The following is a 22,729-nucleotide window of genomic DNA, read 5'->3' as shown; positions in this document are numbered from 1 at the left end:
CGTACCGTAGACGTCGTGCCTGATATTCCGTTCGGTTTCGCGCTCCCGGGTGGGCAACCACCAGACCCCAACGATCCCGCGCAGATGCAGCAGTTCATGTCGCAGTTGCAGCACCTGCTCTCCGCGCCGGGCAGCGGGCCGGTCAACTGGGACCTGGCCCGGCAGGTGGCGGCCAGCCAGCTCGCCGCCGCCGGCGACCCGGCGGTGTCGCCGTACGAGCGCAACGCGGTAGAGGAGGCGTTGCGCCTGGCCGACCTGTGGTTGGAGCCGGCCTCGTCCTGGCCGTCGGGCATCCAGTCCCCGGTCGCCTGGAACCGCAATGAGTGGATCTTCAAGACGCTCGACGTGTGGCGCAAGCTCTGCGACCCGGTGGCCAGCCGCATGGTCGGCGCGATGGGCGACCTGGTGCCGCCGGAGGCGCGCGCCCAGCTCGGCCCGATGCAGTCGATGGTGGCCACCCTCGGTGGCGCGCTCTTCGGCGGTCAGCTGGGGCAGGCGCTCGGCTCGCTCGCCGCGGAGGTGCTCTCCGCCGGTGACATCGGGCTGCCGCTCGGCCCGGCCGGCACGGCCGCGCTGATCCCGGCCAACATCCGCGCGTACGGCGAGGGCCTGGAGCTGCCCGAGGACGAGGTCCGCCTCTACGTGGCGCTGCGCGAGGCCGCCCACCAGCGGCTGTTCCAGCACGTCCCGTGGCTGCGTGGGCATGTGCTCAGCGCGGTCGAGATGTACGCCTCGGGCATCCGCGTCAACCGGGAGGCGATCGAGGAGGCGATGGGCCGGGTCGACCCGACCGACCCGGAGTCGATGCAGGCGATCGCCCTGGAGGGCATCTTCACCCCGGAGGACAGCCCGGCGCAGAAGGCCTCGCTGGCCCGGTTGGAGACCGCGCTGGCCCTGGTCGAGGGCTGGGTGTGCCACGTCGTGGACAGCGCGGCCAGTGACCGCCTGCCCAATGTCGTCCGGTTGGGCGAGGCGTTCCGTCGCCGCCGGGCCGCCGGCGGCCCCGCCGAGCAGACCTTCGCCGCGCTCGTCGGCCTGGAGCTGCGCCCGCGCCGGCTGCGCGAGGCGGCGGCCCTGTGGGCGGCGCTCACCCAGCACCGCGGCATCGAAGGCCGGGACGCCGTCTGGGGTCACCCGGATCTGCTCCCGTCGGACGACGACTTCGCCGACCCGGTGGCCTTCGCGATGAACGACATGGGCCTGAGCGAGCTGGACAACTTCGACTTCACCGCGCCTGGTGGGGCGCAGGAGAAGGCCCCGGGCCAGCCCGACGACATCGAGGGCGACACCAACACCGACGGCGACAGCAAGGCCTGACACGTGAGCCCGGGTGCCCGCGCCACTCCGTGGCGGGCACCCGGCACGCGTCCGCACCACGTTGCCGTTGCGACGGGACGACAGTGCCGTTGCGACGGGACGCACGTTGTCGTTGCGGCGGGACGCACAGTGCCGTTGCGACGGGACGCACGTTGTCGTTGCGGCGGGGCGCTGATCGGGCGGGGCGCTGGATTGCCTGGTCAGGCGGGGCGACCCGAGCCCGACAGCAGTGAGCGGGTGGCCTCCCAGCCCTCGAAGGCCGGGTCCAGGGTGGTGAGGTCGGCGGGGCCGCGCTGCCGCCGCCAGCCGGCCGTGACGGCGACGTCCCCGGGCGCGGGAGCACCGGCCCGGGCGTCGGCCGGCGTCGACGTGTCCAGGTCCAGCGGGGGCAACCACTGCGGCACGGGCAGCCGTACGGCCACCCCCAGCAGACCCGGCCCGCCGCCCTCCACCGGCGCCACCGCGACCGGCCGGGTGGTGAGCGGACGCAGCAGCTTGCCGACGGTCAGCGCGGGCAGGTCCGGCACGTCAGCGCAGAGCACGGCCGCCTGGTCGTAGCCGTCCAACGCGGCGAACACCGCGTTCGTGGTCGGCTCGGGCACCTCGTGGACGGCGGTGCCGGGCCAGACCAGCGTGTCCGCCAGCGGGCGGTCGGCCGGGGTCACCGCGACGGCGACGTCCACCTCGTTGAGGGTGGCGGCCAGGTCGATGACGTCCTCGGCGAGCGCGGCTCGCCACTTCGCCCGGTCGATCCCCGGCGGCGACCACCGCACCGGCCCGAGCATCACCACCACCACCCGCCGCGCCATGACCCGACCCTAGCGCCCCGGCCCACCCCCTCGCCCAACCAGCCAGCCCAGCCCGTACGGCTGATGATCGAGTCCAGATCGGCGATGTGGGGGCATCTCCGCGCCAGGAGACCGCAAGATCGCCGACCTGGTGCCGATCACGGGCGCGGGCAGGGTGGGTCAGGTGGGGACGGGTGCGCAGGACGCGGCGGCGACGCCCTCGAGGTAGCCGCGGGCGCGCTCCGACTTGGGGTAACGGCCGACCAGGGCCCAGAAGCGGGCGTTGTGGCTGGGCACGATGAGGTGCGTCAACTCGTGCAGCAGCACATAGTCGATCACCCAGTCGGGCATGTCCTGGACGCGGTGCGAGATGCGGATGCTGCGGTCGGCGGGGGTGCAGGAGCCCCAGCGACCGTTCTGGTTGGTGACCCAGCGGACACTGGCCGGCACCGCCTTCGCGCCGTACCCGTCGAGGTAGAGATCGATCAGCCGGTTGGCCCGGGCGACCAGTTCGTCGTCCGAGCGGGCGAGCCGGCCCTCGCGGGCGGCGAGTCGCGCCAACATGCGGTCGACCCACTCGCTCTCCTCAGCCCGGGAGAACTGGTCCGGGATGAGGACGACCACCCGCTCACCGTCACGGTACGCAGACACCGTGCGTCGCCGACGCTGGCTGCGCCGCACCTCGACGACCGGCTTACGCGTCCCCGCCATCACTGGCCCGCGCAGCCTCGGCTACGTGTCACGAAGGATAGCTAATGCGTACTGACCAGGGGTCCGCAAGAGTCAACCGCATGACACGCGCCCAAAAAATGGTGTTTGGTCGCCCAGCGTCCCGAAAATTTCTTGGGCCGGTCGTCGCCGGGACGCCGCCGGGGCGTCTCGTTACTGACCGTGTACGTCGACGGCGCGGCGCCACGCGGGCTCCCTCCACCGTAGGTGATCACCGTGCTCGGCGCTGCCGCGGGGCACTCGCACGGGTGGCTGTGAGGGTTTGGTCGGCGTGTCCCCGCCAAACTGACTTATCCGACCTAATTCGCCATGCACACTCTCGACGTCGACTAGCTCACAGTGTCGATGCACAGCTGACATGGAACTGCCCAGACCTGGGTAGGGTCCGCGGACCAGCGGTCACGAGGGTGGCCGTGGAGTGAGACCCAGCGCCGGCGCCCCGTGTGGCCCGCCGCCGGGCACCCCGCCGGGACCGTATTGACCGGCGGACGAGACGAGGAGGGCACCGTGGCCGACCAGGCCCAGACCTACAACGGTTACTGCGTGAAGTGCAAGGAGAAGCGGGACTTCGAGGGGCACGTCGAGGTCTCGAAGACCGGAATGAACATGGCCAAGGGCAAGTGTCCGGTTTGCGGCACAACAGTGAACCGGATTCTCGGCAAGGCGAAGGTCTGACCGAACGGATCGACGGGGGGCGGGACGGCCGTGGTGGCCGTCCCGCCCCCCGTTGCGGTTCTGCAGAAAGGCCGCTGCGGACGCCGGCCGGGCTGTCGGGTGGCCGACAACACGCCCAGTGGCCTGTGGATAACCCGCCAGATCCTGTGGACAAGGCTGGATACAGGGCCGGCCACCTGTGGACAACGATCGACCGAGCGCAGGGAAGCGGTCACGATTCGTCACCATGAGTCGTACCGCACTGCCCCGCCCCACGCTTCTTCCCGGCCTCAGCCGGCTCTGGCGGGACCGGCACACCCTCCAGATCGGTGTCGGCCCGGGGCCCGCCGTGCTGGTGGAGCTGGCCAACCCGCGTACCGCCGCCCTGCTCGATCTGCTCGACGGCACGCGCAGCGAACGGGATGTGCTGACCCAGGCGCTCGCGGCCCAGGTCGCCACCGACGACGCGCGTACGCTGCTGGACGCCCTGCGCGCGGCGGGCCTGTTGGTGCCGGCGCACAGCCTGCTCCCGCGCGACCTGGCCGGGCCGGTCCGGGCCCGACTCGCCGCCGAGGCCGGAGCGCTGGCCCTGGCCGCGGCCCGGCTGCCCGGCACTCCCGCACAGGTTCTGCGTCGCCGGCGGACGGCGCGGGTGCTGCTCACCGGTGCCGGTGCGCTCGGCGGGCCGCTGGCGGTGGCGCTGGCCCAGGCCGGCGTCGGACAGGTGATCCCGCACCTCACCGGCCCGGTGCGGCCGATCGACCTGGTCGGGACGGGCATCCCCGCCACCGAGCTGGGCCGGCCGCTGACCCCGGCCATCCGGGCGGCGGTCGACCGTGTCGCGCCGGGCACCGGCACCCACCCGGTCCGGGCCGCCCGGGTGGATCTGGTGATCCAACTCGGCGCGGACCGTCCGCCCGCGCTGCTCGCCGCCGGTCTCGCCCAGCGCCGTCAACCGCACCTGCTGGTGACCCTGCGCGAAGGCGTACCGGTCATCGGGCCGTTCGTCCGGCCACCCACCGGGCCCTGTCTGCGCTGCGTCGAGCTGCATCGCGCCGACCGCGACCCGGCCTGGCCGGGGCTCGCCGCCCAGCTCGCCGCGGCTGAGCCGGTGGCCGCCGGCGCGACCGGCACCCTGTTCGCTGCGATCGGGTACGCGGTCGCGGAGGTCTTGGCGCACCTCGACGGCGGCCACCCCGAGACACTGGGCGGCGCCATGGAAATCACCGGGGCGGGCCGATTCCGCCGCCGAGGGTGGCCGCCGCACCCGGCGTGCGGATGTTCGTCGAGCCGGGTGTACGCACCAGCCCGGCCGCACAGCAGCAGCGGACCCCTCCGGTCGGTAACAATGGCGAAGTGACCGACATCCCGCGCCGGGCCATGTCCCGGACCGCCAAGCTCGCCGCACTGCCGCTCGGCTTCGCCGGCCGGACCGTCCTCGGCATGGGTAAGCGCGTCACCGGGCTCGCCTCCGACGTGATCTCCGCGGAGATCCAGCAGCGCACCGCCGAGCAGTTGTTCAGCGTGTTGGGCCAGCTCAAGGGCGGGGCGATGAAGTTCGGCCAGGCGTTGTCGGTCTTCGAGGCGGCCCTTCCGGAGGAGATCGCCGCGCCGTACCGGCAGGCCCTGACCAAACTTCAGGAGGCCGCGCCGCCGTTGCCGGCCGCGAGCGTGCACAAGGTGCTGGCCGAACAGCTCGGCCCCGACTGGCGCGACCGGTTCGTCGAGTTCAACGACACCCCGGCGGCGGCGGCCAGCATCGGTCAGGTGCACCGGGCACGGTGGCGTGAGCCGGGTTACGGCCCGTCCGGCGAGCCGAACAGCCGCGACGTGGCAGTCAAGATCCAATATCCGGGCGCCGGCGACGCGCTGCTCGCCGACCTCAAGCAGCTCTCCCGGCTGGGCGGGATGTTCCGGGCGATCCAGCCCGGCCTCGACGTCAAGCCGCTGCTGGTCGAGCTGCGCGAGCGGATCACCGAGGAGCTGGACTACGAGCTCGAGGCCGAGTCGCAGCGCGCCTTCGCCGCCGCGTACGCCGACGATCCGGAGATCTTCATCCCGGAGGTGGTCTCCGCGTCGCCTCGGGTGCTGGTCACCGAGTGGGTGACGGGCACCCCGCTGGCGGACATCATCGCCGACGGCACCGAGGAGCAGCGGGACGAGGCCGGCCGGCTCATGGCCACGTTGCACCTCTCCGCGCCCCAGCGGGTCGGTCTTCTGCACGCCGACCCGCACCCGGGAAACTTCCGGCTGCTGCCCGACGGCCGGCTCGGGGTGATCGACTTCGGTGCGGTGGCCCGGATGCCCGAGGGCACGCCGGAGCCGATCGGCCTCATCGCCGGCCGGGCCCTGCGCGGCGACGCGGACGGGGTGGTGGCGGGACTGCGGGACGAGGGGTTCATCGGCTCCGCCGACGAGATCGACGCCGAGGGGGTCCTCGACTTCCTCCGCCCGATGCTGGAACCCATCGCGGCCGACGGGTTCCGCTTCACCCGGGCGTGGCTGCGGGCCGAGGCGGGCCGCCTGGCCAGCCCTCGCTCCCCCACCTACCAGCTGAGCAGGCAGCTCAACCTGCCGCCGTCGTACCTGCTCATCCACCGGGTGACGCTCGGCTCGATCGGCGTGCTCTGCCAGTTGGAGGCGAAGGCGCCGTACCGCAGCATCCTGGAGCGCTGGCTGCCGGGCTTCGCCCCGGTCGCCTGAGCGGCGCTGTCCGTCCGGCACCGGTTGTTAGGAAGGGGCCCTTCCTCTACCGCAGGCGTTAAGAAGGTGCCCTTCCTTGCACGGCGAAGGGGCGGGTGCCGGTGGCACCCGCCCCTTTCCGCGTGGGTGGTACTAGAGAACGCCCAGGTCGCGCGCCGACTGGTTGCGGCTGTTCATGGCGACGGTACGGGCGGATCGGGTTGCCTCAGTGCTCGTGGTGGTACGACCGGCCTGAGGCCGGCGCATTCGAGCCCTGGTCAACGCTTCGTGGAGTAGTTGCATCTCGAAGGCTCCACTCGGGATGTTCAACATCGTTTTCTCACTCACTGCCGGTGTGCCACCGGCGTAGTTGGTACGGGTCGGGAATATGTCAGGCTGCCAGCCGGACCGCGCCACGCACCTCGGACAGCCCTGTGGCTGCCAGGCGCGCCTCGGCCTCGACCCGGAGCTCGGCGTCACGGGCGACGTCCTCCTTGCGCGGACGGCCACGGGGCCGCTTGCGCGGGACGACCGCGCCACGCTCGAAGATCTCGCCGCCCCAGACGCCCCACGGCTCCGCTCGCTCCACCGCCCCGGCCAGGCACTCGACGCGCAGCGGGCAGTCCCCGCAGAGCGACTTGGCCAGCTCGAGCTCGGCAGGCGAGTCGGAAAACCACAGGTCGGGGTCGAACTTCCGGCAGGGCAGGTTCGCCTCCAGCTCGACGCTCACATCGAGGGGGGCCAACGCCAGACTCATCTCCCGGTCACCTCTCTCTCACTTCGATCTCGTGGATCGCATTCCGACGTACTTCGGCGGGGCAAAAAACTGAGGCCGCGGATCCCGGTAGCGGGTTCCGCGGCCTCGAGGTGAGCCGGTGTCTGAAGATCAGACTGGTCTACCTCGAGGTGGAACGCCGCGGACATCCGTGCGCTTCTTGGCGCCATCGATGCCCATGCCCGTGAAGCCACTGGTCCCCTCGACTCCGGCGATCGGCGCAACGGTCAGGTTCAGCTCGGCCTGAACCTGGTGCACCTGCGGAACCGACGGTCGTGCGGCCGCGAGGGCCACCCGGACAGCCGACAGCGGAGCGTGGACAGACGGCATCGCCGTCGGACGCTCATAGGTGAAGATCTCCACGGTGGCCACCTCCCTCACGTTCCTCGAAATCGACTGGACCAACCCCCGTGAGCAGCCGGAATGGCGCCGCTCGCGTGGTGTGTTCTGAGGCTATTCCTCGCCCGGGGGCGAGGGCAAACGAATTTACGACGAGATTTCGAAAGTTTTCTCCGGGCAGACGTCGTCCACTCCCGCGCCCTGCACGAGCGCCAGCACCGACTCCCCGTAGAGGCCCAGTTTGCGGGGGCCGATGCCGGCGATGGCGATCAACTCTTCCGGCCGGCCGGGACGCCGCTCGGCCAGCGCGGTCAACGTGGCGTCGGTGAACACCACGTACGCCGGGACCTTCTGCGCGCCGGCCACCCGCTGCCGCCACTCGCGCAGGCGTTCGTGCAGCTCATCGTCGATGTCAGACGGACAGGTGGGGCACCGACCCAGTTTGCGGTCGGGGCCGGCGAGCAGGGTGGCGCCGCAGATCCGACAGGACACGATCTGCGTCCGGCGCCGTTCGGGACGGCGCGCGGGGCCACTGGCGGCGCCGGCCCGCTCGGTGCCGCCGGAGCGGTCCAGCTGGGGCAGGAACCGCGACGGCCGCCGGGCACGCCCGCCCGGCGAGCGCGCGGCGGCGTACGACAGCCAGAGCCACTGCCGCGCGCGGGTGATGCCGACGTAGAGCAGCCGGCGTTCCTCCTCGACCTGCTCGACGGTCTTGGCGTACGTGGTGGGCAGGGTGCCCTCGGCGAGGCCGACCAGGAAGACCGCGTCCCACTCCAGCCCCTTGGCCGAGTGCAGCGACGCCAGCGTGACCCCGTCCACCGTCGGCACGTGCTGCTGGGCGGCCCGGCGGGCCAGTTCCTCGGTGAAGTCGGTGAGGGTGACCGGACGCTCCACCGACGCCGCCTCGCCGATCGGCACCACCTCGGGGGTGGCCGCGTACTCCTCGGCGAGCTGGACCAGCGCGGACAGGGCCTCCCAGCGCTCGCGGGCGGCGCCACCGGCCGGGGGCGCGTCCGGGGCCCAGCCGACAGCGGTGAGCGCCTCGACCACTGCGGTCGGCAACGGGGTCTCCCCGGGGATCGAGCGGGTGGCCGACCGCAGGGCGACCATCGCCTGGCGCACCTCGGTCCGCTCGAAGAACCGCTCCGCGCCCTGCACCACGTACGGCACGGCGGCCTCGGTGAGCGCCTTCTCGTACGCCTCGGACTGCGCGTTGACGCGGAACAGCACGGCGATCTCCTTCGCCGGGGTGCCCGCGTCGATCAGCGACCGGCAGCGCGCGGCCACCGCGTTCGCCTCGGCCGGTTCGTCGGTGAAGATCCGCAGGTCGGGTTCCGGTCCCGGGGGGCGCTGCCCGCTCAACTCCAGCCGCAGCCGCGCCTCGACGCCGCGGGCCTGGGAGATCACCGCGTTGGCCAGCCCGACGACCTGCGGGGTGGAGCGGTAGTCGCGGACCAGCCGGACCACCGTGGCGTTGCGGTGCCGGCGCGGGAAGTCGACCAGGTACGACGAGGTCGCCCCGGTGAACGAGTAGATCGTCTGGCTGGCGTCGCCGACCACGGTCAGGTCGTCGCGGCCACCCAGCCAGGCGTCCAGCAACCGCTGCTGGAGCGGGTTGACGTCCTGGTACTCGTCGACCACGAAGTGCCGGTACTGGCTGCGGACCTGCTCGGCGACGTCCCGGTGCTCCTCGATGCCCCACACGGCGGCGCGCAGCATGTCCTCGAAGTCGATCACCCCGTTGGAGCGCTTGAGCTGCTCGTACGCGGTGAACACCTCGGCGACCTTCGCCGGCTCGTGCGGCGTGTCCCGCAGCGCCCGGGCCGCCGACACGACGTAGTCCCCCGGCTCCACCAGCGACGACTTGGCCCACTCGATCTCGCCGGCCAGGTCCCGCGCGGCGGCCCGGTCGGTACGCAGGCCGACCCGGGCGGCGGCGAGGGTGACCAGGCGCACCTTGCTGTCCAGCAGCTCGGGCATGGCCCGACCGGCCAGCAGCCGGGGGGCGAAGTAGCGCACCTGGCGCAGCGCCGCGGCGTGGAACGTCCGTGCCTGGACACCGTGCGCCCCGAGCAGGGTGAGACGGTGTCGCATCTCGGCGGCGGCCCGGGCGGTGAAGGTGACGGCGAGCACGTGCCGGGGGGAGATCTCGCCGGAGAGCGCCCGGTGGGCGATCCGGGAGGTGATCGCGCGGGTCTTGCCGGTGCCGGCGCCGGCGAGGATGCAGACCGGGCCGGCGGGTGCGGTCACCGCGGAGCGCTGCTCCGGGTCCAGCCCGGCAAGTACGCCTTCCGACGCTGAGTGAACCACCACAACCAGGAATCATCTCAGCTCCTCCGGACGTTGTAGCGGACAGCCTCGGCTTGATCCGCAAGCCGGCGGTCAGAGGAGTTGGAGGATCCGACCATGCTGACGATGTATTCCACCCCCTGGTGCGGCTACTGCCACCGGCTGAAGTCGCAGCTCGACCGGGAGGGCATCGGGTACGAGGTGGTCGACATCGAGCGGGATCCGGAGGCCGCGGAGTTCGTGATGAGCGTCAACGGCGGCAACCAGACGGTGCCGACGCTGCGCTTCGCCGACGGCAGTGCCCTGACCAACCCCTCGATCACGCAGGTCAAGCAGCACCTGGCGACCCTCAGCGCCTGACCCGGCCAGGTCACCTCTCGACGAACGGCCGCCCACATCCGGGCGGCCGTTCGTCGTGTCCGACATCCGTCACCTCTCGTCGTCTCCGACCTTCGTCACCGCCGGGGCGGTCGCCGGGGCCCGGTGGCCACCGGCGCGTCGATGTCGACGTCGACCGGGCGGCGCGGCGCGGGGAGGGTCGGGCGGGTCGGCGGTGTGGGCCCACGACTGCCGGCCGGCGCGCTCAGGTGCCGGCCCCGCCAGAGGTAGACGCCGGCGGCCAGCGTGGCCACCCCGACCAGCAGAAACAGGGCCCGGTAGTCCAGGACGCCGACCAGCAGGGCACCGGCGCCGATCGAGAGCGCCTGCGGGCCGCTGACCAGCGCCTGGGTGGCCGCCGCGACCCGTCCGACCAGCCCGGACGGCGTACGTCGCTGGATCAGCGTGTGCAGGCCCACCATCGTCAACGGCAGCGAGACGCCGGCCAGCAGCACCGCCACGAACCCGAGCCGCAGATCGGGGTACGCGAGCGCGAGCGCGGCCGGGGAGAAGAAGGCCACCCCGGCGGCCAGCGTGCCGATCTCACCGAGTCGGCGGACCAGCGCCGGTGAGCAGAGCCCACCGAACAGCCCGCCGACGCCCTGCACCATGACCAGCACGCCCACGAACGCGGCGTCCCGATCCAACCCCTGGTCGACATAGGCGAAGATCAGCGATTCGCTGAAACCCATCACCAGCGACCCGAGCCCGTAGCCGAGCAGGGCCCGGCGCAGCGCCGGCTCACCGGTCAGGTGCCGCAGGCCGGCGCCCAGCTCGGCGGGCCACCGCAGCCGCACGGTCGGCGGCGTCAGCGCCGGGCTCGGCACCGCGGTCACCACCGCGGCCGCGGTCACGAAGCCGACCATGCCGATCCCGGCCAGCGCCCACCCGCCGAGCGCCGCGTAGAGCGCCGCGCCGACCAGCGGGCCGACCAGCCGCAGCCCCTGGCGTACGGTCTGCAGCACGCCGTTCGCCTCGGCGAGCAGCTCCACCGGCACCAGCTGCCGAATCAATCCGCTGAGCGCCGCGCCGAGCGTGATGGACGACAGCCCGTAGAGGGCCGCCACCAGGTAGACGAGCCAGACGTCGCCCGCGTCGCGGACGGTGAACAACGGGACCAGCAGCAGCGCGGTGACCAGGTTCGCGGTCACGAAGAAGGGCCGACGCGGGTACCGGTCGACGAACCAACCGACCAGCGGCGCCAACGTCATCGGGGCGATGACGGCGAAGATGATGCCGCCGGCGAGCCCGTTGGAGCCGGTCAGGTCCTTGACCCAGATGGCGAGTGCGAGCAGCAGGATCGACTCGGCGGCCATGCTGGCCAGCAGGCCGCCGAACAGCAGGCGGAAGTCGGGTCGGCGCAGGACGGTGCGCATGGGATCCCTCCGGCGGGATGGCGTGCCCGGCTGGGCGCGGTCGACGGGGCTGGGACCAGGGGTCCGTCGTCGTCCGGCGTATCCGTGGTCCATTTTTCGGCAAGACACGCCCCCGCCGGAACCTCCGACGCCGGTCGCGCCGTCCATACTGACCGTGGGGGGCGAATTTCATACAGTTACCGTCGCGTCTGCGGCGGTCGACGGGAAAGAGGACACCGTGCCTCCTGCCGCACCCAGCCCGATCATGCGTCGCCGACGGTTGGGCATCGAACTGCGCAGCCTGCGCGAAGCCGCGGGCCTCACCGGCGACCAGGTTATCGAACGGATCGGTTGGGCGTCCGCGTCCAAACTGTCCCGCCTGGAGAACGGCCGCAGCCGACCGGACCCGCAGGACGTCGCCGTTCTGCTCGACCTCTACGGGGCCGACACCGCGTCGCGCGAGGAGTTGCTCGGGATCGCCGGTGAAGCCGGCGACATGCGCGGCTGGCTGAAGAACTTTCCGGTGATGACGCAGCAGCAGCGCAGTTGGGCCGAGCTGGAGGCGGGCTGCGCGGAGATCTCCGAGTACAACCCGGTTCTGGTGCCCGGCCTGTTGCAGACCGCCGGGTACGCGAAGGTCCGGATCGTCTCGGCCCGCCAGGTGAGCGAGGGCGCCGGCGAACCGGAGCCAACCGACGAGCCGGAGACCGAGGTGCAGGCCCGGTTGGCCCGCCAGACGCTGCTGACCCGCGAGCCGCACGCGCCGAGCTACACCGCCGTGCTGGAGGAGGCGGCCCTCGGCCGCCGGGCCGGCCCGCCCGAGGTGCTGCACGAGCAGCTGCACCAGCTGTGCGACCTTGCCCTCCTGCCCAACGTGACGCTGCACCTGCTTCTGCGAGACACCCAGATCGGCGATTGGTACCTTCCGCCGACCGCCTTCTCCCTCTATCGGTTCGCCGATCCGCTCGATCCGGAGACATTGGCCATCGAAGGGGGGTTCACCGACGTCATGTCGACCGAGGCAATCACGCTAAATCGCTATAAAGTGGTGTTCGAGTGGCTATGCACGGCGGCACTAGACGCCTCGGACACCCTCTCCTGGCTGATCGAGGCGACGGGACGGCTGACCGGGGCGACGCCCCCATCCACAGTGGCGTTCGGGCCGGCAACGGCGCCGACCCAACGCCGCCGGGACTCGGGGCGACTGACGGATCGGTGATCCACGGGGGACCCTCCGTCGGGGCGTGCGGCACCACTCGTCCCATCGGATCGGTTCACATCAGGAGCAGAGCCATGAACGACATCCGCAACACGCCGTCCGTCTCCGCCAGCCCGTTGGCGGACGCCCCGTGGCGTACCAGCACCCGCAGCCAGACCTCCAACTGCGTGGAGGTCGCCCCCCTGGGCACCGGCCCGTCGGCGGTCGCGCTGCGCGACAGCAAGGACCGGGGCGGCCCGGTGCTGCTGTTCAACCGGGCCGGGTGGCTCGGTTTCATCGCCGGAGCAAAGACGGGCCAGTTCGATCTGAACTGATCCTCCCGACCGGGGCGGGGCCGTTGGCATGATGCCGGCGGCCCCGTCGCCCTGTTCGACGGAACCCCGCTGACCAGGCATCCGCCGATCGGACGAGGCTCGAAACCAATAGGCGCGTTTCACTTGCTGGGATGAACACGGGGCGTAACATGGCCCACGAGAACGTGGAACTTCCACACTGGCTCATTCGTCGCGGTTCATCCGGAGACCCTTATGCGGTTCCTGATCGTTCGCACCGACATCCGCACCGTCGCCGACGGGGACATCGCCGCCGCCTGGGCGGACGGCCATCGCCTCCGCGACGAGACGACCACGCCGGAACCGCGCCGGCAGACCGTGCACGCCGAGGACCGGGACGCCGCATTGCTGCTGGCCCGGGCCCTGTCGACGGTCGGCGCGGTGCGAGCCGGCAGGCAACGGGTCAAGGTCCTGCCACTCGGCGAGCCGCGGCCCGTCTTCCGGCGCAGACCCGGACGCACCGGCACCTGACCCCAGACGTCCGTCGTGGTCGGCTCGGCTCCCCCGCCGCGTCAATCGCTCCCGCCGACCACGACGGCCCGTGTTCCCGGCCCGTGACCGCCGCGGCAACGGTGGCCACGGGCCGGGACCGTGCTCAATGGTCGGCGTCCACCCAGCCATCCAGCCAGCGATGGATGAGGAACAACGCGATCGACGACGGCGGCGGCAGGATCAGCCGAGCCCCGTCCCCCACGTCCACGGCTCTCCCCGCACACGCGGCCCCGATCTCCTCGCGGCTGAACCACCGGGCGTACGCAATCTCGGACGGGTCGACCTGCACCGGATCCGCCGGGTCGGCGGTGGCCAGGAAGCCCAGCATCAGCGAGCCCGGGAACGGCCAGGACTGGCTGCCGACGTACCTGATCCGCTCGACGGAGATGCCCACCTCCTCACGGACCTCGCGCAGCACGGTGGCCTCCGCGGACTCCCCCGGCTCGACGTATCCGGCGAGGCAGGAGTAGCGCCGACCCCCCGGGGTGCCCGGCCAGCCGGCGTTGTTGCCGAGCAGGCAGCGACCCTCGGGGCCGTCGACGCCGTCGTGCACCAGCACGATCATCGCCGGGTCGGTACGCGGCCAGATCCGTCCGCCGTTGCGATCCACCCGGGACCAGCCGGCCTCGTCCATCACGGTCGGTGCGCCGGTCGCCGTCGAGTAGCCGTGCCGGGTATGCCAGTTGAGCAGCGCGAGCGCCGCGGTGAAGATGCCGGCCTCCCGATCGCCGAGCAGGTGGCCCACCTCGCGCAGGTTGACCGGCCGGGTGCCCGGCACCGTCGGCAGCGGCGCGTCGAGCGCGAAGATCGGCACCCCGTCCGGCTCGACACCGAGGAACATCGCCGTCGACTCCGCGCCGGCCGGCACGTCGGCCGCGCCGAACAGCACCAGCGCGGGAGGCGACACGTCGGTACGGGCGAGCGTCCGCCCGCCGTCGGTCGAGTCGAGCAGCAGGATCCGGGCGCGCAGCCACGCCTCGGTCAGCCACTGCGCGTCGCCCCGCCGGTGCGCGGCGCGATCCAGCGTGGACCGCGCCAACGGCGGTGCCGTCTCCCCGCTCACGTCAGCGCTCCGCCGCTGGCAGACACCCGGACCGGCGGGCCGTGGCGGTGCCTCACGGCTGGACCGGCTCGGTGTGGACCGGCGTCAGCGCGGCCAGCCCGGGGGTGATCCGCTCGGCGTCGCCGAGCACGACCACCGCCGCCCGGGCGGGCGCCAGGTAGTGGGCGGCAGCCCGCGCCACGTCGTCGACGGTCGCCTTCGCCAGGCGGGCCGCGTACTCCGCGAGGAACTCCAGCCGCAGGCCGTTCCCGGCGTACGCGCTGGTCAGCGCGGCCAGACCGGCCTGGGTGGACATGCCGAGCTGGAGGGTGCCCAGGGCGTACTGGCGGGCCTGCTCCAACTCCTCCGGCTTCGGTGGCAGCGACGCCAGCCGGCCCAGCTCGTACATCGTCTCCAGCAGCGCCGGGCCGGTGACCTCGGTGGCCACCTCGGCGCCGGCGACCAGAACCGACCCGGCCACCGAGTGCTCGATCACCGAATGCGGGCCGTACGTGTAGCCCTTGTCCTCGCGGATGTTCTCCACCCAGCGGGACGAGAAGTAGCCCCCGAAGATCAGGTTGGCCAGTTGCAGCGGCGCGTGGTCCGGGTCGGTGCGCGGCACGGCGGGCAGCGCGACCCGCAGCGAGGACTGCACCGAACCGGGCCGGTCGACAAGCAGCAGCGGCCCCGGCTCCAGCGGCGGGGTGGCCGGCAGGGTGGCGGTACGCCCGGCGCCGGCCCACCCACCGAGCGCCCGCTCGGCCGCGTCCAGCGCCTTCTCCGGCTGTACGTCGCCGACCACCACCAGCTGCGCCCCGGCGGGGTGCACCCGCTCGGCGTGCAGGCTGCGCAGGGCCGCCGGCCGGACGGCACGGATCTGGTTCGGCTCCGGGGTCTGCGTCGCGTACGGGTGTCGCCCGTAGATCCGCTTCAGCAGCGCCTCCCGGGCCAGGTGCGCCGGCTGGCTCTGGGCGACCTGGATCCGGTCGATCAGCCGGTCCCGCTCGGCGGCGACCTCGTCGCTGGGGTAGCTGGCGCCGGTCAGCACCTCGGCCAGCAGCTCCAGCATCCGGTCCAGGCCGGTGACCAGGCCGGCGCCGGAGAGCAGCAGCCGGTCCGGGTCGACGCCCGCGGACAGTCCGCCGCCCACCTTCTGCAGCTCGGCGGCCAACTGCACGCTGGTCATCGACTCGGTGCCGGAGAGCATGGTCTGCGAGAGCATCGCGCCGCGCGCGAGGTGGGCGCGGCCGAACGGCACCCAGAGCCGCAGCTCGACCAGGGGCACCGCCGGCCGGCGTACGGCGATCACGGTGAGCCCGTTGCGCAGCGTGCGCTCGGCCTGCTTGGGCACCTTGAGCTTGCGGGTGGGGCCGAGCGGGGGCAGCGTCCGCGGCCCGGTGGTGGTGGCGGTGGTGGTCATCGGGCGCCTCCGGGGATGACCTCGACCGCGGCGCGGCGCTCCGGGCGCAGGGTGGCCGCGGCGGCCCGGACCTGTTCCTCGGTGACGTCGCCGACCAGTCGGGGCAGGTCGTTGAGCAGGCCCGGCTCGCCGCGTTGCTGTTCCAGGACGGCCATCCGCAGTGCCCGGCCGAGCACCGCGTCGGTGTCGCGCAGCAGGTGGGTGGCCATCCGGGCCTGGGTGCGGGCCAGCTCGCCGTCGGTCAGGCCGTCGGTGGCCAGCCGGTCCACCTCCTCGTCGATGGTGCGCAGCACCTTGTCCACGTCGCCGCCCGGCGGCAGGTGCGCCTGGAGCAGCAGCGCGGTGGGGTCGCGGACGTCGAACGGATCGCCCATGAAGCCGAGGTAGCCGCCGAGGCTGGTCACCGTGCGGTCGCGCTGGACCAGTCGTTCGACCAGCCGGGACGCGTCGCCGTCGGTGAGGACCTCGGCCAGCACCACGTACGGCAGGTAGTTGGCGAAGTCGCCGACCGGGTCGGGCACCCGCCACGCGCCGGCCACCGCCGGCAACGGGGCCAGGGCGTCGGTGTACGAGCTGCGCCGCTCGGCGGTCAGGTCGGGCTCGGTGAAGTCGGGCCGCCGCGGTGCGGGCCGGGACGGGACGTCGCCGAAGTGCCGGGTGACCAGCTCGGTCGCCTCGGCCACGTCGATGTCGCCGCTGATGGCCAGCACCGCGTTGCCGCTGGCGTAGTAGCGCCGGAAGAAGTCGGCGGCGTCGGCGACGGTGGCCGACTCCAGGTCGTCGAACGAGCCGTAGCCGTCGTGCGCGTTCGGGAACGTGTCGAACATGACCGGCGGCAGGGTCAGCCAGGGAAAGCCGCCGTACGGCCGGTTGAGGACGTTGACCCGGATCTCCTCCTTGACCACGTCGACCTGGTTGCGCAGGTTCTCCTCGGTCAGTCGGGGCCCGCGCATCCGGTCCGCCTCCAGGAACAGCGCGCGCTCCAGCGCGTTGCTCGGCAGCGTCTCGAAGTAGTCGGTGTAGTCCAGGTGGGTGGAGCCGTTGAACGTGCCGCCGGCACCCTGCACGTGCCGAAAGTGGGCCAGTTTCTCCAGGTTCTCGGAGCCCTGGAACATCAGGTGCTCGAAGAGGTGGGCGAAGCCGGTGCGCCCCTCTGGCTCGGAGCGGATGCCGACGTCGTAGACCACCGCCACCCCGATCACCGGGGCACTGCGATCGGGGGTCAGGACCACCCGCAGACCGTTGTCGAGGGTGAACCGCTCGACCGGATACTTCGTCGCTGGAATTCTGGATCTCCGCGCCGCCACGGGATCGACCCTAGCGCGTCGGCATCCCCGCCACCGGCGACCTCCACGGAGCCACCGCCAGCGGGTTGGCCAGCGGGGGCAGAACCTCGGCACCGACCCGCGCGGCCTCCTGCCGGCGAGGCCGGCCGAAGCGGGCGGACTCGTCGACGTACGGCAATCCGGATCGCGCGCCTGCCCTAGCAAGACGGTAGGAAATGCCGACATGACTGAGACGCCCCTTCCCGGCATGTGGATGAGTCTTGACGCTGACCCTGGACTGGCCCACTCTTCCTACCAACTAAGTAGGAATACTGCGGATTGGATGGACGATGAGACGGCTCCCCCTGCGCCGGTTGGTCACCCTGGCCACCCTCGCCGCCCTCGGCGCGGCGACCCTGGGCAGCACCGCCGCGTGCGGCGACGACAGCGAGGGCGCGGGGGGCGGTTCCGGCCCGGTGACCCTACGGCTCGGCTACTTCCCCAACATCACCCACGCGCCGGCCGTCGTCGGCGTCGAGAAGGGCATCTTCGCCGAGAAGCTCGGCGCCGACGTCAAGCTCGAACCGAAGACCTTCAACGCCGGCCCGGCCGCCATCGAGGCCGTCTTCTCCGGCGCGCTGGACGCGACGTACATCGGCCCGAACCCCACCGTGAACGCGTTCTCCAAGTCCAAGGGCGAGGCCGTCCGGGTCATCTCCGGCGCCGCCTCCGGAGGCGTGGCTCTGGTGGTCAAGCCCGGCATCAACGGCCCGCAGGACCTCAAGGGCAGGAAGGTCGCCACCCCACAGCTCGGCAACACCCAGGACGTGGCGGTCCGCTACTGGCTCAAGCAGCAGGGGCTGACCACCACCAAGGAGGGCGGCGGCGACGTCAAGATCGTGCCGCAGGAGAACGCCCAGACAGTGGAGACCTTCACCAGCGGCGCGATCGACGCCGCCTGGGTGCCCGAGCCGTTCGTCTCTCGGCTGGTCAACGCCGGCGGCAAGGTGCTCGTCGACGAGCGCGACCTGTGGCCCGACAAGAAGTTCGTCATCACGAACCTGCTGGTCAGCACGAAGTTCCTCAAGGCACACCCGGACGTGGTGCAGAAGCTGGTCGACGGCCAGGTGGCCGCGAACGAGTTCGTCAACACCAAGCCGGACGAGGCCCAGCAGGCCATCTCCGACGCCATCGGCAAGATCACCGGCAAGCCGCTGGACCTCAAGCTGATCAAGCAGGCGTGGCCGACGTTGGAGTTCACCAACGATCCGATCCCCACCTCGCTCAAGGCCGGGCTCGACCACGCCGTCGAGGTCAAGCTGACCGAGCCTGTCGACCTCAAGGGCCTGTACGACCTGACGTACCTCAACAAGGCGCTCAAGGCGCAGGGCAAGCCGGAGGTCGTCCAGCCATGACGTCGACCACGACGCCGCCGGAGAGCGCGACCACCGCGGTCGCGCTCTCCGGCGTGACCAAGGTGTACGGACGCGGGTCCAGCGCCGTACTGGCCCTGGACGGGGTCTCCCTGGACGTGGCGCCGGGCGAGTTCGTCTGCCTCGTCGGCGCGTCCGGCTGCGGCAAGAGCACTCTGCTCAACCTGGTCGCCGGCCTGGACCGGCCCAGCGGCGGGCAGATCGGCATCGCCGGCGACGCCAGTCCGGGGCTGATGTTCCAGGAGCCGGCGCTCTTCCCCTGGCTGACTGTCGACGCGAACGTCGAGGTGCCGCTGAAGCTGCGCGGGCTGCCCCGCGCCGAGCGCCGCGAGCGGGTCGCCGACCTGCTGCGCACGGTGCACCTGGCCGAGTTCGGTCGCAAGCGTCCACATGAGCTGTCCGGCGGCATGCGGCAGCGGGTCGCGCTCGCCCGCACGCTGGCCCTCGACACGCCGGTGCTGCTGATGGACGAGCCGTTCGGCGCGCTGGACGCCATGACCCGGGACATCCTGCACGACGAGCTGGAACGGATCTGGTCCGAGCGCCGACTCTCGGTTCTCTTCGTCACGCACAACGTCCGCGAGGCCGCCCGCCTGGCCGACCGGATCATCCTGCTCTCCAGCCGCCCCGGCCGGATCATCTACTCCACCGAGGTGGACATCCCACGGCCACGGCGGATCGACTCGCCCGAGGTCGCCGCCATCGCCGCCGAGGTCACCGAGCGGCTCCGTACGGAGGTGGGCCGCCATGGCCAGTGACACCCTCACCAGCAGGGCACGCAGCGACGCGGAGATCTCCGGTCTGGACGCGCTGGAGATCGCCGGTCGGGAGAAGGAGGTGTCCCGCGGCACCCGGCTCTGGGCGGCCACCTGGCCCAAGCTGGCCGCGCTGGCCATCGTCATCGTGGCCTGGCAGGTGGTGGTCTTGTCGGGCTGGAAGCCGCCGTACTCCCTGCCCGGTCCCCTGGTCGTCGGTCGCGAGTTGGTGACCCAGGCGCAGGGTCCGCAGCTCTGGGAGGGCCTGGTCACCACGCTGCGGCGGGCCGCCGTCGGCTACGTCTTCTCGGTCGCGGTCGGCCTGCTGCTGGGCCTGGCCGTGGCCCGCTCCACGGTGCTGCGGGCCGCCATCGGCTCGATGATCACCGCGTTGCAGACCATGCCGTCGATCGCCTGGTTCCCGCTGGCCATCCTGCTGTTCGAACTGAGCGAGAAGGCGATCTTCTTCGTGGTGGTGCTCGGCGCCGCACCGTCCATCGCCAACGGGGTGATCTCCGGTGTGGACTACGTGCCACCGCTGCTGCTGCGCGCCGGCCGCAATCTGGGCGCACGTGGGCTCAACCTCTACCGGTACGTGATCGCGCCGGCCGCCCTGCCGGCGATCGTCGCGGGCCTCAAGCAGGGTTGGGCGTTCTCCTGGCGGAGCCTGATGGCCGGCGAGCTGATCGTCGTCGGCATCTCGCAGACCTCGCTGGGCGCCCAGCTCACCTACTCGCGGGAGCTGTCCGACGCGCCGTGGCTGCTCTCCACAATGATCGTCATCCTGGTGCTGGGCCTGGTCGTGGACGCGGCGTTCGGCGCGGCCGACAAGGCGATCCGCCGTCGCTGGGGCGTACTGGACCAGGCTGGTCAGTGACGTGTACGTCTCCGCGCGCAGCGACTACGCGCTCCGGGCGATGCTCGCCGTCGCCGCCGCCGTACGCGGTGGTGGCGCGGGCGGCGGCGCGGGCGGCGGCGGCGCGGGCGGCGGTGGCGCGGGCGAGTTGGTGAAGGCGGGCAGCCTGGCCGAGGTGCAGGAGATTCCACTCAGCTTCCTGCAGGGCATCCTGCTCGACCTGCGCCGGGCCGGTCTGCTGCACAGCCATCGGGGCGCCGAGGGCGGATACGCGCTGACCCGGCCACCTGAGGAGATCACCGTCGGGGATGTGCTGCGCGCGGTCGGCGGCTCGCTGACCACGGTACGAGGACTGCCGGCCGAACGCGCCGGCTACCACGGAGTGGCGGCCGGGCTCACCGACGTCTGGCTGGCGGTGCACGGGGCGATCGCCACCGTCGTCGACAACACCACCCTGGCAGACCTGCTGACCCACAACCAAACCCCCACCCCCTAACCACCCCACCCCACCCCAGGCCCCGCACCCCGGCCCCCGCGATCTTGCACTTTCTGTCGCGACAAAGGGGACGTACCGCATCGCATCGGCAACAGAAAGTGCAAGATCGGCGCGTTCAGGCTCGCGGTCTGGGCGGCGCGTTCGGGCTCGCGGTTGTGGCGCGGGGGCGGTGTGGTCGGGTCGGTGCCCCGCCGACCCGACCACACCTCGTACCGACCCTGACCAGGCCTGCCCCTGGGCCGGCACCGGTCGGCCGGCCGCTGCTCAGCCCCGGTGCTCGACCGTCGGCCCGAAGCCCGGATCGCCGGGACCGCGCAGCTCCACCAGACTGGCGGGAGCACTGTCCGCCGGGGTGGCATGCCAGGGCGCGAAGGCCGCAACCATCGCGAGCAGCAGCCCGGCGAGCCCGACCGCGGCCACCAGGATGAGTTCGCGCAGCGCCCCCGAGCCGGCTTCGCCCGCCATGGTCACCCCTCCCGTGCCGGGCCCCCGCCCGGCTCCCCCCGTTGGCCAGCTTCGACCACACCGGGCGGGGGCACAGTCGGCCAGCCGACCAAGTCGCGGCTGATATTCGACTCGGGCCACCGGCCGGGCGGCGTGGGTCATCGACCGCCACGACCGTCGAGGAGGCCGATCCGGGGCGCAACCCGGACCACCCCGCACACAAACCGACCCGCCCAGCCGAAGCGGGACGGGTCGGTGACGTGTGTGGAGGATCAGACGGTACGCGGACGGCGCGGCCGACGGGACCGACCCGACGCGCGGTGCGCCGGGCGGGCGCCGCCGTCGGTGGCCGAGCCACCGGCTGCGCGTCCCCGGCTGACAGCCACCGGCGGGGCGGCGATCGTCACCGGCACACCGGACGGCTCACGCGCCCCGGTGACCCGGACCAACGCCTGGTCACCCGGACGCACCTGGACCGACTGCGGCCGAATGCCGGCGGTAGCCATCAGCCGGGACACGTCCCGGCGCTGCTCGGGCAGGACCAGGGTGACCACGGAGCCGGACTCGCCGGCGCGGGCCGTCCGACCACCGCGGTGCAGGTAGTCCTTCGCCTCGGTCGGCGGGTCCACGTTGACGACCATGTCGAGGCCGTCGACGTGGATGCCCCGGGCCGCCACGTCCGTGGCGACCAGGGCGGTCACCTGACCGTTGCGAAACTGCTCCAGGATGCGGGTGCGCTGCGGCTGCGACTTGCCACCGTGCAGCGCGGCGGCGCGTACACCCTTGGAGAGCAACTGGCGCGCGAGCCGGTCCGCGCGGTGCTTGGTGCCCATGAAGAGGATGGTGCGACCGTCACGGGCGGCGATCCGGGTCAGCGCGTCGGGCTTGTCGACCGCGTCGACGTGCAGCACGTGGTGGGTCATCGCGGTGACCGTGGCGGTGCCCGGGTCGACCGAGTGGGTGACCGGGCTGCTGAGGAAGCGGCGGACCAGCCGGTCCACGCCGCCGTCCAGGGTGGCGGAGAAGAGCATCCGCTGACCCTGCGGGGCGACCTGCTCCAGCAGCTTGGTCACCTGCGGCAGGAAGCCCATGTCGGCCATCTGGTCGGCCTCGTCCAGCACGGTGATCTCGACCTGGTCGAGCCGGGCGTCGCCGCGGTTGATCAGGTCGTGCAGCCGGCCGGGGGTCGCCACGACCACCTCGGCGCCGGCGCGCAGCGCGTCCGCCTGGCGCTGCAACGACAGGCCACCCACGACGGTGGCGCAGCGCAGCCCGACAGCGCGGGCGTACGGGGCCAGCGCGGTGGTCACCTGCTGTGCCAGCTCGCGGGTCGGCACCAGCACCAGGGCCAGCGGGCGACCCGGCCGGGCCTTCTGGCCGGCGGTACGCGAGAGCAGCGGAAGCCCGAAGGCGAGAGTCTTGCCGGAGCCGGTGCGGCCCCGGCCGAGCACGTCCCGGCCGGCGAGCGAGTCGGGCAGCGTGGCCGACTGGATCGGGAACGGCTCGTTGATGCCCTGCGCGGTCAGCGCGCTCAGCAGCGCCGGCGCCAGACCGGTGTGGGCAAAGGACGGAATAACTGTGGTCACGCAGAAGCCTTCCTCGACGCGGCACGTGTCGAGGGAGGGCGCCGAAGTCGGCGCTGTCACCAGCGGAAAGGCCGCCAGGACTC

Annotated in this window: 23 protein-coding genes; 12 read left to right on the top strand and 11 right to left on the bottom strand. The window is 72.3% G+C overall.

Going from position 1 to position 22,729, the window contains the following annotated elements; genetic code table 11:
• Window positions 1-15: 15 nt before the first annotated feature.
• Window positions 16-1,317, top strand: coding sequence for a zinc-dependent metalloprotease (locus OG505_RS31910; RefSeq protein WP_405429658.1), 1,302 nt, complete (start codon window positions 16-18; stop codon window positions 1,315-1,317).
• Between the two features lie 200 nt (window positions 1,318-1,517).
• Here OG505_RS31910 and OG505_RS31905 read toward each other — a convergent pair whose 3' ends face one another.
• Both OG505_RS31905 and OG505_RS31900 read right to left on the bottom strand, forming a co-directional pair.
• Entirely contained in the window at window positions 1,518-2,126 is a 609-nt protein-coding gene (locus OG505_RS31905) for a hypothetical protein (RefSeq protein ID WP_405429656.1), read from the bottom strand.
• A gap of 159 nt (window positions 2,127-2,285) precedes the next feature.
• A complete protein-coding gene (locus OG505_RS31900; RefSeq protein WP_405429654.1) occupies window positions 2,286-2,816 on the bottom strand; it encodes a M48 family metallopeptidase in 531 nt (176 codons plus the stop codon).
• A gap of 525 nt (window positions 2,817-3,341) precedes the next feature.
• Between OG505_RS31900 and OG505_RS31895 the strand changes: the two genes are divergently transcribed.
• The 3 genes from OG505_RS31895 to OG505_RS31885 all read left to right on the top strand — a co-directional run bounded on the left by OG505_RS31895 (window position 3,342) and on the right by OG505_RS31885 (window position 6,191).
• Window positions 3,342-3,509, top strand: a complete 168-nt coding sequence (locus tag OG505_RS31895; protein ID WP_007464795.1) for a DUF5679 domain-containing protein — start codon at window positions 3,342-3,344, stop codon at window positions 3,507-3,509.
• Between the two features lie 226 nt (window positions 3,510-3,735).
• Window positions 3,736-4,848 (top strand): hypothetical protein, encoded by a 1,113-nt coding sequence (locus OG505_RS31890; protein ID WP_405429653.1) that lies wholly within the window; start codon window positions 3,736-3,738, stop codon window positions 4,846-4,848.
• A complete protein-coding gene (locus OG505_RS31885) occupies window positions 4,845-6,191 on the top strand; it encodes an ABC1 kinase family protein (RefSeq protein ID WP_405429652.1) in 1,347 nt (448 codons plus the stop codon). The genes OG505_RS31890 and OG505_RS31885 overlap by 4 nt, the downstream gene beginning before the upstream one ends.
• A 370-nt stretch (window positions 6,192-6,561) precedes the next feature.
• Here the strand turns inward: OG505_RS31885 and OG505_RS31880 are convergent, their stop codons facing one another.
• The 3 genes from OG505_RS31880 to OG505_RS31870 all read right to left on the bottom strand — a co-directional run bounded on the left by OG505_RS31880 (window position 6,562) and on the right by OG505_RS31870 (window position 9,597).
• Window positions 6,562-6,927, bottom strand: coding sequence for a WhiB family transcriptional regulator (locus OG505_RS31880; RefSeq protein WP_354861543.1), 366 nt, complete (start codon window positions 6,925-6,927; stop codon window positions 6,562-6,564).
• A 129-nt stretch (window positions 6,928-7,056) separates the two neighbouring features.
• Window positions 7,057-7,308 (bottom strand): hypothetical protein, encoded by a 252-nt coding sequence (locus OG505_RS31875; protein WP_405429651.1) that lies wholly within the window; start codon window positions 7,306-7,308, stop codon window positions 7,057-7,059.
• Window positions 7,309-7,431: 123 nt separating this feature from the next.
• The gene (locus tag OG505_RS31870) at window positions 7,432-9,597 is read right to left on the bottom strand and encodes an ATP-dependent DNA helicase UvrD2 (RefSeq protein WP_405429649.1); all 2,166 of its coding nucleotides are present in this window, start codon (window positions 9,595-9,597) and stop codon (window positions 7,432-7,434) included.
• Between the two features lie 93 nt (window positions 9,598-9,690).
• Between OG505_RS31870 and OG505_RS31865 the strand changes: the two genes are divergently transcribed.
• Window positions 9,691-9,933, top strand: coding sequence for a mycoredoxin (locus OG505_RS31865; protein WP_355063701.1), 243 nt, complete (start codon window positions 9,691-9,693; stop codon window positions 9,931-9,933).
• A gap of 95 nt (window positions 9,934-10,028) precedes the next feature.
• On the opposite strand, the gene OG505_RS31860 is transcribed toward OG505_RS31865, so the two are convergent.
• Window positions 10,029-11,327, bottom strand: coding sequence for an MFS transporter (locus tag OG505_RS31860; RefSeq protein WP_405429648.1), 1,299 nt, complete (start codon window positions 11,325-11,327; stop codon window positions 10,029-10,031).
• A gap of 217 nt (window positions 11,328-11,544) precedes the next feature.
• Between OG505_RS31860 and OG505_RS31855 the strand changes: the two genes are divergently transcribed.
• From OG505_RS31855 to OG505_RS31845, 3 genes are all read left to right on the top strand, one after another.
• Complete coding sequence (locus OG505_RS31855) at window positions 11,545-12,525, top strand: helix-turn-helix domain-containing protein (RefSeq protein ID WP_405429646.1); 981 nt, start codon at window positions 11,545-11,547, stop codon at window positions 12,523-12,525.
• Between the two features lie 74 nt (window positions 12,526-12,599).
• A complete protein-coding gene (locus OG505_RS31850) occupies window positions 12,600-12,839 on the top strand; it encodes a DUF397 domain-containing protein (protein ID WP_405429645.1) in 240 nt (79 codons plus the stop codon).
• 213 nt (window positions 12,840-13,052) lie between these two features.
• Window positions 13,053-13,328, top strand: coding sequence for a hypothetical protein (locus OG505_RS31845; RefSeq protein ID WP_405429644.1), 276 nt, complete (start codon window positions 13,053-13,055; stop codon window positions 13,326-13,328).
• A gap of 124 nt (window positions 13,329-13,452) precedes the next feature.
• Here the strand turns inward: OG505_RS31845 and nudC are convergent, their stop codons facing one another.
• The 3 genes from nudC to OG505_RS31830 are packed head-to-tail and all read right to left on the bottom strand — an operon-like array spanning window position 13,453 to window position 17,118.
• On the bottom strand, window positions 13,453-14,412 hold the full coding sequence (gene nudC, locus OG505_RS31840; protein WP_405429643.1) for an NAD(+) diphosphatase: 960 nt from the start codon (window positions 14,410-14,412) through the stop codon (window positions 13,453-13,455).
• 52 nt (window positions 14,413-14,464) lie between these two features.
• Window positions 14,465-15,811 carry a M16 family metallopeptidase gene (locus tag OG505_RS31835; protein ID WP_405429642.1) on the bottom strand — a complete coding sequence of 449 codons (1,347 nt, stop codon included), beginning with the start codon at window positions 15,809-15,811 and terminating at the stop codon, window positions 14,465-14,467.
• Entirely contained in the window at window positions 15,808-17,118 is a 1,311-nt protein-coding gene (locus OG505_RS31830) for a M16 family metallopeptidase (RefSeq protein WP_405429641.1), read from the bottom strand. The genes OG505_RS31835 and OG505_RS31830 overlap by 4 nt, the downstream gene beginning before the upstream one ends.
• 308 nt (window positions 17,119-17,426) lie before the next feature.
• Here OG505_RS31830 and OG505_RS31825 point away from each other — a divergent pair, with 308 nt between their 5' ends.
• Genes OG505_RS31825 through OG505_RS31810 form a run of 4 tightly spaced genes read left to right on the top strand, consistent with a single transcriptional unit; the run spans window position 17,427 to window position 20,616 of the window.
• Window positions 17,427-18,491: an ABC transporter substrate-binding protein gene (locus OG505_RS31825; protein ID WP_405429640.1), complete on the top strand. Its 1,065-nt coding sequence runs from the start codon at window positions 17,427-17,429 to the stop codon at window positions 18,489-18,491.
• On the top strand, window positions 18,488-19,267 hold the full coding sequence (locus OG505_RS31820; protein ID WP_405429639.1) for an ABC transporter ATP-binding protein: 780 nt from the start codon (window positions 18,488-18,490) through the stop codon (window positions 19,265-19,267). Before OG505_RS31825 ends, OG505_RS31820 begins: the two co-directional genes overlap by 4 nt.
• Complete coding sequence (locus tag OG505_RS31815; RefSeq protein ID WP_405429638.1) at window positions 19,257-20,141, top strand: ABC transporter permease; 885 nt, start codon at window positions 19,257-19,259, stop codon at window positions 20,139-20,141. Before OG505_RS31820 ends, OG505_RS31815 begins: the two co-directional genes overlap by 11 nt.
• 1 nt (window position 20,142) lies before the next feature.
• Window positions 20,143-20,616, top strand: coding sequence for an RrF2 family transcriptional regulator (locus OG505_RS31810; protein WP_405429637.1), 474 nt, complete (start codon window positions 20,143-20,145; stop codon window positions 20,614-20,616).
• 264 nt (window positions 20,617-20,880) lie between these two features.
• Here OG505_RS31810 and OG505_RS31805 read toward each other — a convergent pair whose 3' ends face one another.
• Both OG505_RS31805 and OG505_RS31800 read right to left on the bottom strand, forming a co-directional pair.
• Complete coding sequence (locus OG505_RS31805; RefSeq protein WP_405429636.1) at window positions 20,881-21,081, bottom strand: hypothetical protein; 201 nt, start codon at window positions 21,079-21,081, stop codon at window positions 20,881-20,883.
• Window positions 21,082-21,332: 251 nt separating this feature from the next.
• A complete protein-coding gene (locus tag OG505_RS31800; RefSeq protein ID WP_405429635.1) occupies window positions 21,333-22,646 on the bottom strand; it encodes a DEAD/DEAH box helicase in 1,314 nt (437 codons plus the stop codon).
• Window positions 22,647-22,729 lie beyond the last annotated feature (83 nt).

Origin of the sequence: Micromonospora sp. NBC_00617 (assembly GCF_045161355.1) — a bacterium.
Lineage (GTDB): Bacteria > Actinomycetota > Actinomycetes > Mycobacteriales > Micromonosporaceae > Micromonospora.
The sequence above is the reverse complement of the archived record's forward strand: the minus strand, read 5'-3'. Positions and strand labels throughout refer to the sequence as shown.

Excerpts from the sequence above, each read along its gene's own strand:
- OG505_RS31850 (WP_405429645.1), top strand. The coding sequence starts at position 12,600 with ATGAACGACATCCGCAACACGCCGTCCGTCTCCGCCAGCCCGTTGGCG.
- OG505_RS31820 (WP_405429639.1), top strand. The coding sequence starts at position 18,488 with ATGACGTCGACCACGACGCCGCCGGAGAGCGCGACCACCGCGGTCGCG.
- OG505_RS31825 (WP_405429640.1), top strand. The coding sequence starts at position 17,427 with ATGAGACGGCTCCCCCTGCGCCGGTTGGTCACCCTGGCCACCCTCGCC.
- OG505_RS31815 (WP_405429638.1), top strand. The coding sequence starts at position 19,257 with ATGGCCAGTGACACCCTCACCAGCAGGGCACGCAGCGACGCGGAGATC.
- OG505_RS31805 (WP_405429636.1), bottom strand. The coding sequence starts at position 21,081 with ATGGCGGGCGAAGCCGGCTCGGGGGCGCTGCGCGAACTCATCCTGGTG.
- OG505_RS31890 (WP_405429653.1), top strand. The coding sequence starts at position 3,736 with ATGAGTCGTACCGCACTGCCCCGCCCCACGCTTCTTCCCGGCCTCAGC.
- OG505_RS31905 (WP_405429656.1), bottom strand. The coding sequence starts at position 2,126 with ATGGCGCGGCGGGTGGTGGTGGTGATGCTCGGGCCGGTGCGGTGGTCG.
- OG505_RS31845 (WP_405429644.1), top strand. The coding sequence starts at position 13,053 with ATGCGGTTCCTGATCGTTCGCACCGACATCCGCACCGTCGCCGACGGG.
- OG505_RS31865 (WP_355063701.1), top strand. The coding sequence starts at position 9,691 with ATGCTGACGATGTATTCCACCCCCTGGTGCGGCTACTGCCACCGGCTG.
- OG505_RS31835 (WP_405429642.1), bottom strand. The coding sequence starts at position 15,811 with ATGACCACCACCGCCACCACCACCGGGCCGCGGACGCTGCCCCCGCTC.
- OG505_RS31860 (WP_405429648.1), bottom strand. The coding sequence starts at position 11,327 with ATGCGCACCGTCCTGCGCCGACCCGACTTCCGCCTGCTGTTCGGCGGC.
- OG505_RS31900 (WP_405429654.1), bottom strand. The coding sequence starts at position 2,816 with ATGGCGGGGACGCGTAAGCCGGTCGTCGAGGTGCGGCGCAGCCAGCGT.
- OG505_RS31880 (WP_354861543.1), bottom strand. The coding sequence starts at position 6,927 with ATGAGTCTGGCGTTGGCCCCCCTCGATGTGAGCGTCGAGCTGGAGGCG.